Raw genomic sequence first — 14,328 nt, 5'->3', positions numbered from 1 at the left:
CTTCGTCGAGCCTCCCCGTCCGGCTGAGGGAGGTTCCTCGCCTAGAACATATGAAGTCGCTCAGCCCAGTTGGTGGGAGCCGCGGGACAGGAAGGCCTGAGGTGGAAGGTGGCGCCCTTCTTTCAGCCGACAGATAGTTTCAGTCCGGCATGGGTGAAGACCGGAGACGGTCCACTTGACGTCGCACTCAACCTGAACCGGCCGCACATGGGTTCAAGACCGCGAACCGGGCTGTGGCGAGGGCCTTTGGTATCTTTTCCGGGGAGCCTTCAGCGAATGTGGGTCTCCCGGGGGCCTTAGTTGCTGAACCTGCAACGGGGTAACTGTTGCCCACGAGCGGAAGAACGGGAGCGAGCATTCGCCAGGACCAGCAGTGGGATGCGGACACATTATTCAGGGCTCTCTTCCTGGGCGACCCAGCCGTCGGCGCGGGTATAGGTCGCGAGGACGGACCCAGTGCCAAAGACCGGGATTGGGGCAGGGGAATAGAGAACGGCCGCACTCAGGCCATCCAAGCCCCGTACAACTTCATTCGCCTGGACAGGATGATATTGAAATCCAGTCCGTCCATGGCGAAATGTCCGACACTAAGGCCGGTGACGTATTCCAGGACGCACGGCATAGCGACAGCATGTCAGGCCCCACTTGCTGTCGGCTAAGGCCCAAAGGCCCGACCTACTGGCAAGTCGAGACCGGTTTTAATAAGGGAACACCTCGACTGAATCTCCAAGTGACCGGCGCCGGGTGTGACTACGACAACCCTTTGGCCCCGGTAGGACGGGGCCAAAGGGTTCTCCTAGTCACCCGATGAAGAGAGTAAAAACGCCAACGGACGTGCTCCGGCACAGTAAGTCCGAAAGGTAACAGAGGCTGGGAGACTACAGTTGGGAGCGACAGCCAGGACGAAGGAAAGGCGCGCAGTTGGCGTGAGTGCCCCGTTCCGTCTCCAGCGCGCCGCTGCCCTGACTGCTTCGATGTTTACTCTGGCGGCCGGAGCCCATGTGTTCGCTGGAGGCACGCTGCCCGAACCGGGGATTGCAGCTGGCCTTTGGGTGCTGACGTTGGCGCCGGTGATGATGCTGACCGGGGTCAGGATCAGTGCGCCGGTAATGGCCGTGGCGCTGTGGTCCGCCCAGATCACCTTGCACTGGGCCTTCAATGCGCTCTCGGTATCGGTGGGGTTCGGATCCGTTGCCGGGGCGCATTTCGACGGCACCGGGTCATCGCTGCCTGCGGGAGCATCACTGATGGCCGGTCACACGGCGGAGCCGGGAATCCTGATGGTGGTCGTTCACGCCGGTGCGACTCTGCACACGGCCCTGGTTCTGGTCCGGGGCGAGGCGGCCCTGTGGGCACTGGCCGGGTGGTTACGTCCCCTGATCCGGCTGCTGACCGGGATTGTCATCCATCCACGTGGACCGCTCCTGTATGGCCAAGCGTTGTCATTCCTCCCCGGTGGAGACGCCTTCGCCTGCCGGCGCTGCGGGGCCCGCCTTCCGGTTTCCCCACTCCCTGAGGGGCCCCTTCCCACAGACCTGACAGGACGTGGGCTCAGCCCGTCCTGGTCCGGGGCTGGCAATCAATTCATTCCCTGCAGTCCAGTGCCACCGCAACATACCGGCACGCTGCCCCCTTACTCACGCCTGAAAGGCATCCTTATGAACGCCCCACTCCGCCGTACCATCAAGTCGCTGGCGGCCTGCACAGCCACCGCCGGGATTGTTGTCCTGGGTGCCACCGCGGCTTCTGCCCATGTCACGGTTAATCCGGATGACACCGGCGCCAACGGTTACGCGCACCTGACCTTTAATGTCCCGAACGAATCCCCGACGGCCAAGACCAGCAAACTGGAGGTCAAGCTCCCGACCCACACGCCCTTCACGTCCGTTTCGGTCAAACCCCTGGAAGGCTGGAGCGTCCAGGTCATCACCACTGACCTTCCCGCCCCGGTCACCATCGCCGGGACGACAGTGACCAAGGCGCCGAGTTCGGTCGTGTGGACCGCCGACGCCGCCCATCAACTGGGACAGAACGAATACCAGGGTTTCTCCATCTCGGTGGGCAGGCTGCCTGCGGCAGGAACCACTGTGACGTTGCCCGCCACCCAGACGTACACGGACGGAAGCGTCGTGAACTGGGCCGAAACGGTCACGGAAGGTCAGCCGGAACCCCAACACCCGGCCCCGTCCTTCACCACTACCGCCGAAGACGGGGCGGCCACCGCAGCGGCCTCAGCGACGGCCGCCCCAGCCGGTGCCGGCCCTGTCAGCCAGGCCTCCGAAAAGTCCGGAGACGGAGCACCGGTATGGGCCATCATCCTGGGTTCTGCCGGGTTCGTGCTCGGCGCAGCGGCGCTGGGCCTGGTTCTGACCGGGCGCCGCACCCGCGCAGCTAAATAATCTGCCCCGACGGTGGTGCGGAGAGGGTCCTAATCATCCTCGCCGCACCGCCGCCGGAACCCCACGACAAAGGACCTGCCCATGAAGACGCCCAACCTGTACAGCACCAAAACGACGGCGATGGGTGTCCTGATGGCCCTCGCCACGGCAGCGTTCCTGATGCTCCCAACCATCGCGGCACAAGCCCACGACACGCTCGAGAGCACCGTCCCTGCGAAGGGCTCCGTTGTCAGAACTGTTCCCACCCAGATTGGTCTGACCTTCGATCACACCCCTCTCGCGATCGGGTCTGTGATCCGGGTTGAAGACGCCAACGGCATCGACCGGGCGGATGGGCCCGTTGCTATCGTCGACAACCACGTCACGCAGGCCATCACCCCCGGCGCGCCGGAAGGCAACTACACGGTGATCTGGCGGGTTGCCTCCGCCGATGGGCACGCCATCGAAGGTACCTTCACCTTCACCGCCGGCACCGCGAGTTCCACCGCGGGCCCCAAGCCCTCCCCTTTAGCTGCCCCACCCGCCACCGGCACAAGTACCAGCACAGGCCCGCCCACGGGGATAATCGTGGCCGCCGCCGTCGCGCTTTTGCTCACCATCGCGTTCGTGTGGCTGGCGGTCACCGTCAAGCGGCGGCTGAACCGCCCCGACTCCTGACAGCAGGGCAGGACCCAGGTCGCCAAGGGGACTGCCCCATACTGTGTCGAGCAGTTAGCTGTAGAGCGTCTCATGTGCTTCTTGCAGGATCGGGGTGGCTTCCTCGCTGCTGTCGGCAGCATAGCTGTTGGCTGCACCTGTTGTGGCGTTGGTTTTGTGCTTCTAGATTTAGTCCATGACGGCGGGGGCGGGCATCAGTGACGGAGAGCGGCTGTATGCCTTGGTGGCGGCCGAAGACCTTCAAGGTTTCCTGCAGGGGTTGTGCGCGGCCGCTGCGGAGATGATGTACCGGGTGACCGGAACGTGGACCGAAACCGTGATCACTCTGAACAGGCCCAAACGCTCCACTCTGATTGCCGGCAACAGCCCGAACGCATCCAGGCTGGGAGACTCCGTACGACTTCTGTGCCAACGTTCCGGTACCGATGCGCCCGGAGCCGGGGCCCAGACTTTTGTCGTTGATAGTGGCACCGGTTTAGAGCGGGGGGGTCTTGAGAGGGACCTGCCCGGGCCGGAAGGCGGCAGTGTTGTTGGCATCGGGCTGCACCTTGGTAAGGAGGCCAGCGGGGTGCTGGGTTTCTTTGCCCCGGCCCCAGGTGTTTTCGGTGATGGCGTGGTCGCAGAGGCGGTGACCTTCGCTGACACTGCAATCGGGGCCATGCGGGTGGCTTTAAGAGTCGCTGCCGCCGAGGAGGTGTCAACCCATCTACGGGCCGCCCTGGAAAGCCGGACAGCCATCGATGTAGCCTGCGGAATGATCATGGCTGAGAACAGGTGTTCCAAGGACCAGGCCTTCGACATTCTTTGCCACGCGTCAAACCACCGCAACGAAAAAATCGCCTTCATCGCCCAGGAACTCATCACCCGCACCGCCGGCCTAACGGTCACGACAACGCATTTCGATGACTGAACCCGGCTGCTGACCAGAGGAATCCCCGGAAGGACTCCCCCCGATTAGGGGATTTGGTGGCGGTTTACTGCCCTGCCGTGGCAGATGCAGGCCGGGGCCGGCGGTCGAGATTCAGGGCGGTGGCTGCGAGGAGGACCGCGACGCCCTGGGCGAGGGCGGTGAGGGCTTTTTCGAAGAACCAGACCGGTTCATACATGGCGGGGAAGGGCCCGAACGCCGGGACGTCGACATAGCGGTAGAGGAGCAGGACGCCCAGGCCACCGCCGGCGGTGAGCAGGGCAAGGATCCAGGCCGGGCGGCTGCCGCGGATCAGGACGTACAGCCCGGACACCGCAGCGACGGCGGCCTCAGCGAGAAAGAGATTGCCCTCGCCGAAACCTTCGGGAGTGGCGGACTGGTAGCCCGGGGCAAGGCCGGCGTGCACGGCGGCGTCCACGGCCAGGGCCGCGGCGGCCAGGATCCGCAGGACCAGCCCTGCGGTTTTGCCCCGGCCGGCCCGGTTCAGCGGTTTCGTGTTTCCTGTGTCGCTGGGGCCCCGTGTGGATCCTGGGTCCGCACTCATTTGACGGCCAGTGTTCCGTGCATGTTGGAGTGGTAGGTGCAGTGGTAGGTGTAGGTGCCCGGCTTTGCCGGGGCGGTGAACGTGGTGCTCGCCCCGGCTTTGACGACGACGTCGAAGGATCCGTCATCAGCGGTGACCGTATGGGCGACGTTGTCCATGTTCATCACCGTCACCGTTGACCCGGCCGGAACACCCTCGGCGCCGGTGTAGGCGAAGGATTTGATGTGAATCGTCGCGTCGGCCGCTGCTGCGTTGGACCCGCTTGGGGTACCGGTCGTCGCTGCCATGGATGGCGGCATTGATGAGGGCATCGGAGAACCGCTCATGCTCATGCCCGGATCCATGGACGCCGTTGACGCGGTCGTCGTCGACGGGGCGGTCGATGAGCCTGTCCCGGTCCCGGCCGTGCCGCAGGCGCTGGCCCCAATGATGGTCGCGGCACCGATAAGGGTCAGGGTGAGGCGATGGCGGGCCGTGGTCTTCATAGTGTTGCCTCTTGGGGATCGGTGGCGGAAGGCCTGAAGACCGGCCGTGAACGGGCGGGCGGTGCAGGCGTCAGGAAGCTGGGTGGCTGGAGGTGAGGTGCGCGTAGACGACGGTGTTGTCCAGGTATTCCCTGGTGGCGGGGTTGTAGCCGCCGCAGGTGATCAGGCGGACCTCAGGCCGGTCGGCGTTCTGGTAGACCTCGATCGTGGGAAAGGTAGCTTTGCGGTATACATCGACCTTGTCCACGGTGAACACGGCGGCGGTGTGGTCCGCGCGGGTAATGGTGATGTCATGGCCCGGGGTGAGTTCGTGAAGCCGGTAGAACAGCCCGATGTCACTGTTGGTGGCGTTCACGTGGCCAAGGATGATCGCGGACCCGGTTTGGCCCGGAGTCGGTGAGTCCTGATACCAGCCCCCGGGCGAGCCGGGTTCACCGGAGGGGGTCTGGATTTCGCCGTTCGCCTGCTTGCCCAGCGGGGTCAGGGCCGCGTTGATTCCGACGGAGGGCACGTCGATCTGGACCGGGACGGAGGCCGGCAGTGAGGCATCCGGGGCCGGGGGCACTGGCGGGGCCGGTGCAGAAGGAATGTTCGCTGCGGCCGGGACCGGAGCGGGACCGGCCGGGCCGGTCGCGGTACCGGGTGGCGGCGCGGAAACCGAGACACTGGTTGCCGCGGGTGTGGGTGGTTCGGCGTGCAGGCCCAGGCCGATGGTGGTGATGCCGCCGGCCAGGAGCAACGCGGCCGCCGCGGAGGCGATAACGCGTCCGCGGCGGCTGCTGTTTTCAGTTCCCATCAGGGTTCCTGAACTTCCCAGGGCTTTCTTAGGCTCTAGGCTGCGATCTTCTTGCGGAGGGCGTAGGCTCCGCCGGCTGCCAGGACGAGGCCGCCACCGGCGGCGAGGAGGCCCAGGTCAGGGCCGGCCGGGGCCGGGGTGGTGATGCCGGTGCCGGGGGCGCCTGCGGGCATGGCCTTCAGCGTCCCGCAGAGGGCCGGTGAGGTCGCGGCCAGGGGCAGGGACGGAACGAGGTCGCTGGGTTCCTTCTGGGCTGCCGCGGGCAGGGTTGCCGGGTCCAGGCCGTGGACGACGACGACGGCGGTGCCGGCCTTGAGCGAATCGGCGGTCTTCGCGTCCAGGGTGAAGGTCCGGTTGTAGGTGTAGGAGGCGCCCATCCCGGCGACCTTCAGGTCGGTCCCGGCTGCGGGGCTGGTGTCACCGCTGGTGGAGAGGGTCGTGCCGATCCCGCCGTAGAAGGGGGCGCCTTCGGTGGTGCTGATCACGCCGTCCTTGCTGGTGTCGGCCGACATGTCAGGGCAGGTGCCCTTGGCGCCGATATGGATGTGCTGGACGTGCGGGTAGGGGGCGCCGTTGAACTCGGCGGCGAGACCGGAGACTTTTTCGGTGACGGTGGCCTGATCGCCGTTGACGGTGATCATGACGGATCCGGAGGCGTTGCTGCCGTTGATAGCGGCCAGGTTCGCCTGGTAGTTCGTGCCATCCGCGGCGAGGGCCGGGCTGACGGAGAGTGCGAGGGCGCCCAGGGCCAGGGCCGGGGCAATCAGGAAAGCGGATTTCTTCATGATTTTTGTTCCTCCATTGGAATGGACGCTCCCCTGATGGGCGCGCACATGACTGTGACACTAATGGTTCGTTGTGCCCCACGTCACGGATTGGTCAAATGCCAGAGAAACTTTTTCACCGCCCCCTGACCTGCGCAAATGTGGAAGCCTTCTTCTGGGGTCTGGTTCCGGTTGGTTCCGGTTGGCCCTTATTCGGACCAGCAGGCCAGGACCGTGGTCGCGACCTGGTAGGCGAACGCGGCCCGGGTGACCTGGTTGGGTCCCAGCGTGTCAGGCAGGGCTGCCGCGTCCACGGTCAACACGAAGTTGTCTTTGACGAAAACGGCGGAGGCCGGCGTTTGGAACGCCGGGAAGCCGAGGTTCGCTAATCCTTGAATCGGGGCCGCCGCATGCGTGCTCCGCTGCAGATCCTGGAACGTGACGCGGGCAGCATCAGGGTCCGCTGCTTCCTTGACCGAGAGAACGAGGGACCCGGCCGGCAGCGTATAGGTGCAGGTGTAGAGTTTGTCCGCCCAGGACGCCGCGGTCCCGGGAACGGTGGAAAGGGCCAGGATCTGGCTGATGTTGCCCCGGGTTTCCTCCCCACATACCATCAAGGCCGCTGCTGAGGGCCCCCCGGCTGCAGCAACCTGGGTATTAGAGAGCGGCGACGCTGATGGGCTATTGGCTACGGCAGAGGCCGTTATCGAAGTAGCCGGACCGGGCATGGGGTCAGCGGGTCCGGCGCCGCATCCAGCCAGAACCAGCATCGTCAGCCCGGCGAGAGCGGGCAAGAGCACCGGACGCGTTAGTGATCGTGTCGGCGGACTGACTCGTCCCATAAAGCACACACCTTTCAGAAGGTAGTTCTGGCCGACACCCTATCGCCCTGTACTGGGATTCGTTGCCGCGAGGGCCGTGGACGGGCACCAGGATCGACGGAACCGCGCTATCGCGCGCGTGCATCCCTGTCGGCATCAGGTTCCCGGGTCGGCGTACCCTCGGTGTCGGGCTTTCTCAGGACAAGATCGTCAGCCGTCGCAGTACCGCCCCGGCGGGGGTACCGATAACGGGTAACGGTCTGGGCTACCAGGGAGGCGGCCACGGGCACGGTGGCCTTCCCACAGTTCGACCCGCCCTGCCGCAGGCTGAGGACTCCCGCTTCTGGCCACATTGCCCCCGCCCTCGCCGGACGCCGCGATCACCGCCCCCGGACTCGCCGTAACCGACGCCGCCCCGCACGGAGAGCACAGCGGCCCCACCCCAATTCTCCCGGCCGATACACGCCACACCTCATGGGAGAGAGCGGGACCGGGGCAGGAACTCGCCTGGGTAGTCGAATCTTCGTTCCCGGTGTTTGCTCGGCGGTTGCCCCTGGTGCTCCCGTCCCGGAGGAGCCCATCTTTTGGTGTCTCTGTGCCGAATTATGGGCATGAACTATTACAGCCCTGCGGCCCAGGAACGGGTCAAAGACGCAGCCTACGATGCTCTGGAGAGGGTACTGTCGGGCATGTTCGAACCGTTGAGCAGACAAGCTCTTGCAGTTCGCTGGAACCAGGCCGTTGAGGCTATGGCCAAACACCTCGAGGCGCAGGACACCGGCTCCGACTAAGCCTCACGGGCACCAGGGCGGCCGGGGCCGGGAGAAGTACGGGACCCGGCGGTGCGGGGCAGCTGGCAACGCACCGCACCGCGCGTCCCTGGTCGGGCATGTCGGGTGACCGTGCCCGATGATTGGAGACGCACCTTCCCCCACGCTGCCGCGTGGGGGAAGGTGCGTCTCTCTTTTGCCGGACACATAGGGTGCAGGCCCGGCTTTTTGTTCGGTTGTTTTAGTCGTTGTCGTTATCGCCGCTGGTGTTGATGCTGCCATTGACGCCAGCGGGGAAGAAGCCGCCGGAGCTGACCTGCTCGGAGTCGAGGTAGGCGATGTTCAGTACCTGGGCCGCGGTTCGGCTGAAGGCCAGCCCGTTCGCGTCGGTCGGAACGAGGTTGGCCGTGGAGGCGGTGCCGATGCCCTGGTCCAGGTCCGTTGTCCCGTCCAGGCTGTCGCGGGCGTCCGAGATCTTTTGCACGGTGGTGTAAATGGCGGGTGTCTGCACACCGAGGGCGTAGAGCGTTGTGCGGATAATCCCGGCGTGATAGGCCTCCACGGCCAGTAAACCGGCTGCGGCCTCGAGGTAGGTTTTGTTACTGATTAAAGGGGCGGCGCCTTTGTAGGCGGTGACACCGACGTCTTCGAAGATGAACGCCCCGAAGAGGAAGTTCACTTCATTGGCGTAAACATCGAACGTATCGTGGGCACCGATCAATCCGGCGGCCCGGGCTGCGGCGGTGAAGCTGTCGTCAAGGCTGATGCTGGGCCGTGAGACTGCCGCGGAGCCGAGGGCGCTGCGCAGGAAGGCGACGTGGGTTTTTTCGTCCCCGGCGATTTCCTGGGCGTACTTTTGGATCAGTGGGGTTTTGAACGTCACCTGCCGTCCACCGGTCACCGGGCCGCGCTTGCCCGTGCCGGTCGTCATGTTCTCCGGCAGGCCGGTGCCGGTGACCGCACGGAGGTAAAACTCCGCCTCGAGGTATTCCAGGTTCAGGGCGAAGTTCAGGATCGCCGCGTCACTTGGCGCTCCGTCTTCTTCCGCGACGGCTGGGGAAGCGGCCGCGGACGCTGCGACAAACGCCGCGCCGGCCGTGATACCGCTTAGGCCGGCGGCACGGAAAAACCTGCGTCGGTCCACCGCGTTTTCGGCACTGCGGGAAATTGCATCAACTATGAAACGCTGTTCGAACATGGAACATTCTCCTGCCATTCAGATTGAAATGGCGGGGGCAGGACTCGGTCCTTTAGCGCACCCCAGCGCTGCGACGTGCCCTCGTCGCCACAGCCAAAACGGCCGTGATAAGCGCTACCGTACCCTCTCCGTCGATGATGAGGAAGGGAAAAGGCAATGGTGCCGGCCACGACGCGGGAACCTGCCCTCACGGGCGGTCCGGCCCATCCCCGGGCCCCGGCCCCCCGGCAGTCACCCGGCACGGTGCAACACGTGGAGGCCGGCACAGGACGTATGCTCACCCCCAGGCCGGCGGGTCAGCGGGGCTTTGGCGCAGCTTGCGATTCTCGACACGGGCTCACATCAGGGCACGCAGGGGCGTCGTTGCGCGGCTGGCGCACGCTACTTGCCGGGCATTGGCCTGGGGGTTGGAGATGACGGAATGCCGTCAGTGGGGCTGCCCGTGCTGTTGAGGCCGACGGGGGTGGCGTGGAAAGCGACGTCGATGAGGATTTCCGCGGCTGCGCGGGCGTGGTGGGCCGGTGCGGCGCTGGCTGCGATGGCCGCTGTGGTGATGGCCCCCTCGGCCAGAATGGCAAGCTGCGGAGCCAGCGCATCGGGTGCCCCGGCCTCGGCTGCCAGCCGGGCCAGGTAGTCCTGGAAGTGCCTTTTTTGTTCTCTGACGATGTCTTTGATGCGCCCGGAAGCACCTCCGACCTCACCAAAGGAGTTGATGAACGCGCACCCCCGGAATCCCGGTGAGGTGAACCAGTCGGCGAGGAAGTCATAAACCGCCAGGAGCTGTTCGCGCGGCTCCTGTGCTGCCTGGACCTGGGCGGTGATCCCGGCGGTCCAGACGTCTTTCCAGTGGTGGAGAACCTCTTCCACGATGGCTTCCTTGGCCGGGAATAAACGGTACAGCCGCTTGAGCGGGATACCGGATTCTGCCCGCAGTTCATTCATCCCCACCCCGGTAAATCCACGGGCGTAAAACAGTCGGCCGGCGGCCTCGAGTACCAGCTCCCTGGCGGCGGCATCATCGGGCCTGCTTGGGACGGCCCCATTCTCAACTGACTCGGATGGGGCCACAGTGAGTGTTTCTTTCTTGTCGCTTGCCTGGAGAACGATTGTTCTCTAGTGTAAGCGTCATCAGGGAGAACGGGTGTTCTCTCTAGTGATGAATAAGCCGTTTGGCGCCTGTGTCCAGGTTCTGGCCGGTGAACGCCATGGTACGCACGGTGCGGCGTGGGATCTGTTCAGCCTTGGCCGATGGCCTGGGCGCAGCAGCCCGCGCACATCAGGGTGGCCGGATTGCATTACCTGCTGGATCATGGCTGCCCGCTGGGGGCGGTCGTCCCTGACGGCTGAAGGCACGATGAACAGTTCAAGAGAGTCACAACAGCCCGTGCCCTTCGAGACGACCAAGGATTTCCTGGTGCATCTCCTGGGGCGGGCAGGGCAGGGCGATGATGAGGCCTTCAGCGATTTTTATGGCCGAACCTCGGCGCGGGTCTTCGGCGTGATCCTACGGGTGCTCGTTGATCACGGACTCAGCGAGGAGGTAACCCAGGAAGTCTTCGTCGCGGTGTGGCAAACGTCGGCGAAGTACAACCCGGCGGCGGGAAGTCCGATGGCATGGCTTATGACGATTGCGCATCGCCGGGCCGTCGACAGGGTTCGTTCGCACCACAACAGCCACATCCGGGACTTACGGTGGGCGGCCTACGCCGAGAACCGGCCTTACGACGAGGTGTCCGAGACCATCATTAAGAGGATGGATGCACAAGTGCTCCACCGGAGCCTGGGTTGTCTGTCTCCGCTGCAGCGCGAGGCCATTGTCCTGGCCTACTTTGGGTGCCTTACCTACCGCGAAGTCGCCGAACAGCTCGCCACGCCATTGCCGACGATTAAATCGCGCATCAGAGACGGCCTGCTGCGGCTCCGAACGGAACTCGAACCAGCATCACCGCTTCCCTCCGACACGGTCAGTGGCCTGCCCCATTGACCCGTCGAAAAGTCGACGGAGAACGGGACGTGCCACCGGCCGGCCCCACAGCGTCGACTGGAAGCCAGTCTGGTAGTTCCATTTGGAATCCACCCGCGCCTCTGAGTACCGCGGCGCGGAAAGTGGCTGTCAACGCCGACGCCCAGGAGATCAGGCGCCAATCCGCTGGGAGAGCGGCGCCGAATCGTTGTTGAGGTCCCCGTCCGGGGGCCACGACAGCACCGGCCCTGCGCTTTGACCCTGCGAGGGGCCCCGCTCTGAAAGGTCCATGTGTCATGCGCACTTCCCCCAACCGATTGATTGCCACCATGTTTGGTGCCGTTTACCTGCTCGTCGGTCTTCTCGGTTTCGCGGTAACCTCCGGCGTCGGCTTCTTCGCGACCGAAGGACCCCTCCTGATTATTTTTGCCGTGAACCCCCTGCACAACGTCATCCACCTCGCCATCGGCGCGGCCCTGCTGGCCGCCGGCCTGAAGTCCGTCCCCGCCTCCAGGTCGGTCAACACCACGGTCGGGGCGGTGTACCTCCTGGTCGGGATCGTCGGTTTGTTCCTGCTCAATACGTCCCTGAACATCATCGCCCTGAACGGCGCGGACAACGTCCTGCACCTGGCCAGCGCCGTGCTCCTGCTCGGCGTGGGCCTCTCCCAGGACAAGACCGTTAACCCCCACACAACAGTCCGCGCCGGCCGGGCATGAACCACGCGGCCGTAGCAGGGGCAACGGACCGGGCCCGGGGTGAAAGCCCGGCCCGGGGTCTGCTTCTGGCCGAGTCCGTCAGGACCCTGGCAGCGTTCGCCGGCCTCGGTGCCGCTACCCTCAGTTTCGGGACCAGCGCGACATTGCTGACCACGGCCAGCGGAAGTCCCTGGGCGATGGCAGGAACGGTCGCTGCCGGCCTCTGGGGTGCGCCACTCCTGCTGTGGGCGGTGCAAAGTCTCCGCACGGGAGCCCCGGCATGGCCCCGTGTGCTCCTTCGCGTGGCCCCCGTCTGGGTGTTCCTGCACCTGGCCGCCGTCGCGTTGAAGATCTGGTGGCCCGGCGGATCTTCCCGCTCACTGGACGGAACCGCTCTGAGTGCGGCCGTCCTGGAGCTGGTCATCCTTGGCTGCGTGGGCTGGCTGGGCCGCCAAACCTTCCGTCCGAGTGATCGTCCTCCAGCCGCAGGCCCCCTCCTGATGATGACCTTCGCTGCCGCCCTCATCGTCGCGGCGATCACCACCCCCGGCCTCGCCGCAACCGCAGCCGGCCAGCACGCCGTCCCGCATGGAGAACACGGCAGCAGCACCCCAAGTGCCCCGGCCGGCCACCACCACTGACGGCCATACCACCGATGGGAGAGGGCCGGGCCCGACCACGTCAGCCCTGGCCAATGCAATGTCCACCTCCGCTGTTAATCGGCGGTTTGCCGTCTGATGACAGGCCGGAAGCACTGATGGAAGACATTACCTATGACCTGGTCAGCGGCGGCGTTCTGGATCTCGCCGAGCTGTATGCCGCGGACTGCCTGGGCAGCCAGGCCGAGCAGGCGGTGGAGGACTTTCTTCGAACCGGCCCCGAACCGGTAAGACACCAATTTTTCCTTGGCGTCGAACAAACACGTGAAGCGCTGCTGCTTACCTCCGGGTCACTACACGCTGAGCCCACTGCAGACCTACTGCCCAGGATCCTGGCTCAGCTGCCCGTCCCACCGCCCACGACCAAACGCAATCTTTCTGCTGCCCCAGCCCTGCTGACGCTCCCCAACAAGCCCAAGACCGGGACCCGCCCAATGACACGCAAAACCAGCACGAGGACAATGAGAGATCTTCCGGCCCGGTGTGGGGATGCGCGGGTTCACGAAAATTCCCTGGCTCTGACCCATCCACGTCCTGACTCCGGCCGAATAGCCACTGAGACACCAGCCAAGGGCAGCTGTCGATAAACCATAGGTAAGCACGGCCCATCATCGTTCCGGCTCAGTACCATCCCACTACCAGGAGAACTTCAGATGCAGACAATCAAGCGCACCACCTTTACGATCGCAGGCGTTGCAGCGGCCGCTCTGCTCAGCCTCACCGCGTGTGGCGGATCCGGCAGTACCTCCGGGTCCCCGGTGTCCTCGGCGCCGATGTCCTCCGCCCCCAGCTCCAGCATGGCCTCACCGTCATCCAGCGCAATGGCGAAATCCTCCGCCGGCGCCATGGACCCGGCAGCAAACCTGGTCGGCCCCGGCTGCGCCGCCTACGCCAAGCAGGTCCCCACCGGCGCAGGCTCCGTAGCCGGCATGGCCCTGGACCCGGTGGCCGTCGCAGCCTCCAACAACCCCATCCTCACCACGCTCACCGCATCGGTGTCCGGCAAGCTCAACCCCAAAGTCAACCTGGTGGACACCCTCAACGGCGGCGAATTCACCGTCTTCGCACCGGTCGATGACGCCTTCAAGAAAATCGACGCCGCCACCATCGACACCCTCAAGACGGACGATGCCCTGCTGAGCAAGATCCTGACCTACCACGTGGTTCCCGGCCAGATCACCCCCGACAAGATCGCCGGCACCCACGCCACCGTCCAGGGCGGCTCCGTCACCGTCACCGGCAGCGGCAACAACCTCAAGGTCGACAACGCCAACGTCATCTGCGGCGGCGTCAAGACCAAGAACGCCACCGTCTACCTCATCGACTCAGTACTCATGCCCAAGTAACTCAGGTTTGTGCACGATCCTGACCTTGAACTCATCTGCTGCCTCCCGACGCGTGGGCGCAGAAAGATAAGACGAAGGCCGTGAGGGCCTGAGCCGGTACCGCACCGGCTCAGGCCCTTTAGGCGTTGCGGAGAAGCTCCCGCCACGAGGACCGGAGGTTGTATACCATCGCGGCCATAGGAGGACGGAGCCTTCGGGAGCCAGCCCCACCCGTGAGACGGTCCCCATCGACCCACGCCCTGTCTCATCCGTATCCCTGACGTTGTGCCGGGAAGCGGCAGGTGGCGCTATTTCTCACGC

General features: G+C 65.0%; 15 protein-coding genes. 8 read left to right on the top strand and 7 right to left on the bottom strand.

Annotated elements, in window-relative coordinates; translation table 11 throughout:
• Positions 1 to 926: 926 nt before the first annotated feature.
• The 3 genes from NIBR502770_RS21810 to NIBR502770_RS06205 all read left to right on the top strand — a co-directional run bounded on the left by NIBR502770_RS21810 (position 927) and on the right by NIBR502770_RS06205 (position 3,966).
• Positions 927 to 2,399: a YcnI family protein gene (locus NIBR502770_RS21810; RefSeq protein WP_371416497.1), complete on the top strand. Its 1,473-nt coding sequence runs from the start codon at positions 927 to 929 to the stop codon at positions 2,397 to 2,399.
• 81 nt (positions 2,400 to 2,480) lie between these two features.
• On the top strand, positions 2,481 to 3,056 hold the full coding sequence (locus tag NIBR502770_RS06210; RefSeq protein WP_141181363.1) for a copper resistance CopC family protein: 576 nt from the start codon (positions 2,481 to 2,483) through the stop codon (positions 3,054 to 3,056).
• Between the two features lie 223 nt (positions 3,057 to 3,279).
• On the top strand, positions 3,280 to 3,966 hold the full coding sequence (locus tag NIBR502770_RS06205; protein ID WP_168223125.1) for an ANTAR domain-containing protein: 687 nt from the start codon (positions 3,280 to 3,282) through the stop codon (positions 3,964 to 3,966).
• 64 nt (positions 3,967 to 4,030) lie between these two features.
• On the opposite strand, the gene NIBR502770_RS06200 is transcribed toward NIBR502770_RS06205, so the two are convergent.
• From NIBR502770_RS06200 to NIBR502770_RS06180, 5 genes are all read right to left on the bottom strand, one after another.
• Positions 4,031 to 4,528: a hypothetical protein gene (locus NIBR502770_RS06200; protein ID WP_246857415.1), complete on the bottom strand. Its 498-nt coding sequence runs from the start codon at positions 4,526 to 4,528 to the stop codon at positions 4,031 to 4,033.
• The gene (locus NIBR502770_RS06195) at positions 4,525 to 5,013 is read right to left on the bottom strand and encodes a cupredoxin domain-containing protein (protein WP_210418922.1); all 489 of its coding nucleotides are present in this window, start codon (positions 5,011 to 5,013) and stop codon (positions 4,525 to 4,527) included. The genes NIBR502770_RS06200 and NIBR502770_RS06195 overlap by 4 nt, the downstream gene beginning before the upstream one ends.
• A 70-nt stretch (positions 5,014 to 5,083) precedes the next feature.
• Entirely contained in the window at positions 5,084 to 5,809 is a 726-nt protein-coding gene (locus NIBR502770_RS06190) for a class F sortase (RefSeq protein ID WP_141181361.1), read from the bottom strand.
• Positions 5,810 to 5,844: 35 nt separating this feature from the next.
• Positions 5,845 to 6,594, bottom strand: a complete 750-nt coding sequence (locus NIBR502770_RS06185) for a hypothetical protein (RefSeq protein ID WP_141181360.1) — start codon at positions 6,592 to 6,594, stop codon at positions 5,845 to 5,847.
• 188 nt (positions 6,595 to 6,782) lie between these two features.
• Complete coding sequence (locus NIBR502770_RS06180) at positions 6,783 to 7,190, bottom strand: hypothetical protein (RefSeq protein ID WP_141181359.1); 408 nt, start codon at positions 7,188 to 7,190, stop codon at positions 6,783 to 6,785.
• 815 nt (positions 7,191 to 8,005) lie between these two features.
• On the opposite strand from NIBR502770_RS06180, the gene NIBR502770_RS06175 reads away from it, so the two are divergent.
• Positions 8,006 to 8,185 (top strand): hypothetical protein, encoded by a 180-nt coding sequence (locus NIBR502770_RS06175; protein WP_141181358.1) that lies wholly within the window; start codon positions 8,006 to 8,008, stop codon positions 8,183 to 8,185.
• A gap of 220 nt (positions 8,186 to 8,405) precedes the next feature.
• Here the strand turns inward: NIBR502770_RS06175 and NIBR502770_RS06170 are convergent, their stop codons facing one another.
• Positions 8,406 to 9,362, bottom strand: a complete 957-nt coding sequence (locus NIBR502770_RS06170; protein ID WP_141181357.1) for a ferritin-like domain-containing protein — start codon at positions 9,360 to 9,362, stop codon at positions 8,406 to 8,408.
• Between the two features lie 381 nt (positions 9,363 to 9,743).
• Positions 9,744 to 10,430, bottom strand: coding sequence for a TetR/AcrR family transcriptional regulator (locus NIBR502770_RS06165; RefSeq protein WP_141181356.1), 687 nt, complete (start codon positions 10,428 to 10,430; stop codon positions 9,744 to 9,746).
• A gap of 73 nt (positions 10,431 to 10,503) precedes the next feature.
• Here NIBR502770_RS06165 and sigK point away from each other — a divergent pair, with 73 nt between their 5' ends.
• The 4 genes from sigK (at position 10,504) to NIBR502770_RS06140 (ending at position 14,028) form a co-directional block, all read left to right on the top strand.
• Positions 10,504 to 11,346: an ECF RNA polymerase sigma factor SigK gene (gene sigK / locus NIBR502770_RS06160; protein WP_210418921.1), complete on the top strand. Its 843-nt coding sequence runs from the start codon at positions 10,504 to 10,506 to the stop codon at positions 11,344 to 11,346.
• A gap of 275 nt (positions 11,347 to 11,621) precedes the next feature.
• Complete coding sequence (locus NIBR502770_RS06155) at positions 11,622 to 12,044, top strand: DUF4383 domain-containing protein (protein ID WP_141181355.1); 423 nt, start codon at positions 11,622 to 11,624, stop codon at positions 12,042 to 12,044.
• On the top strand, positions 12,041 to 12,664 hold the full coding sequence (locus NIBR502770_RS06150) for a hypothetical protein (RefSeq protein ID WP_141181354.1): 624 nt from the start codon (positions 12,041 to 12,043) through the stop codon (positions 12,662 to 12,664). Before NIBR502770_RS06155 ends, NIBR502770_RS06150 begins: the two co-directional genes overlap by 4 nt.
• A gap of 671 nt (positions 12,665 to 13,335) precedes the next feature.
• Positions 13,336 to 14,028 carry a fasciclin domain-containing protein gene (locus tag NIBR502770_RS06140; RefSeq protein ID WP_141181352.1) on the top strand — a complete coding sequence of 231 codons (693 nt, stop codon included), beginning with the start codon at positions 13,336 to 13,338 and terminating at the stop codon, positions 14,026 to 14,028.
• Positions 14,029 to 14,328 lie beyond the last annotated feature (300 nt).

The organism is Pseudarthrobacter sp. NIBRBAC000502770 (genome assembly GCF_006517815.1).
GTDB lineage: Bacteria > Actinomycetota > Actinomycetes > Actinomycetales > Micrococcaceae > Arthrobacter > Arthrobacter niigatensis.
The sequence above is the reverse complement of the archived record's forward strand: the minus strand, read 5'-3'. Positions and strand labels throughout refer to the sequence as shown.

Excerpts from the sequence above, each read along its gene's own strand:
- NIBR502770_RS06210 (WP_141181363.1), top strand. The coding sequence starts at position 2,481 with ATGAAGACGCCCAACCTGTACAGCACCAAAACGACGGCGATGGGTGTC.
- NIBR502770_RS06200 (WP_246857415.1), bottom strand. The coding sequence starts at position 4,528 with ATGAGTGCGGACCCAGGATCCACACGGGGCCCCAGCGACACAGGAAAC.
- NIBR502770_RS06195 (WP_210418922.1), bottom strand. The coding sequence starts at position 5,013 with ATGAAGACCACGGCCCGCCATCGCCTCACCCTGACCCTTATCGGTGCC.
- NIBR502770_RS06190 (WP_141181361.1), bottom strand. The coding sequence starts at position 5,809 with ATGGGAACTGAAAACAGCAGCCGCCGCGGACGCGTTATCGCCTCCGCG.
- NIBR502770_RS06185 (WP_141181360.1), bottom strand. The coding sequence starts at position 6,594 with ATGAAGAAATCCGCTTTCCTGATTGCCCCGGCCCTGGCCCTGGGCGCC.
- NIBR502770_RS06175 (WP_141181358.1), top strand. The coding sequence starts at position 8,006 with ATGAACTATTACAGCCCTGCGGCCCAGGAACGGGTCAAAGACGCAGCC.
- NIBR502770_RS06170 (WP_141181357.1), bottom strand. The coding sequence starts at position 9,362 with ATGTTCGAACAGCGTTTCATAGTTGATGCAATTTCCCGCAGTGCCGAA.
- NIBR502770_RS06155 (WP_141181355.1), top strand. The coding sequence starts at position 11,622 with ATGCGCACTTCCCCCAACCGATTGATTGCCACCATGTTTGGTGCCGTT.
- NIBR502770_RS06150 (WP_141181354.1), top strand. The coding sequence starts at position 12,041 with ATGAACCACGCGGCCGTAGCAGGGGCAACGGACCGGGCCCGGGGTGAA.
- NIBR502770_RS06140 (WP_141181352.1), top strand. The coding sequence starts at position 13,336 with ATGCAGACAATCAAGCGCACCACCTTTACGATCGCAGGCGTTGCAGCG.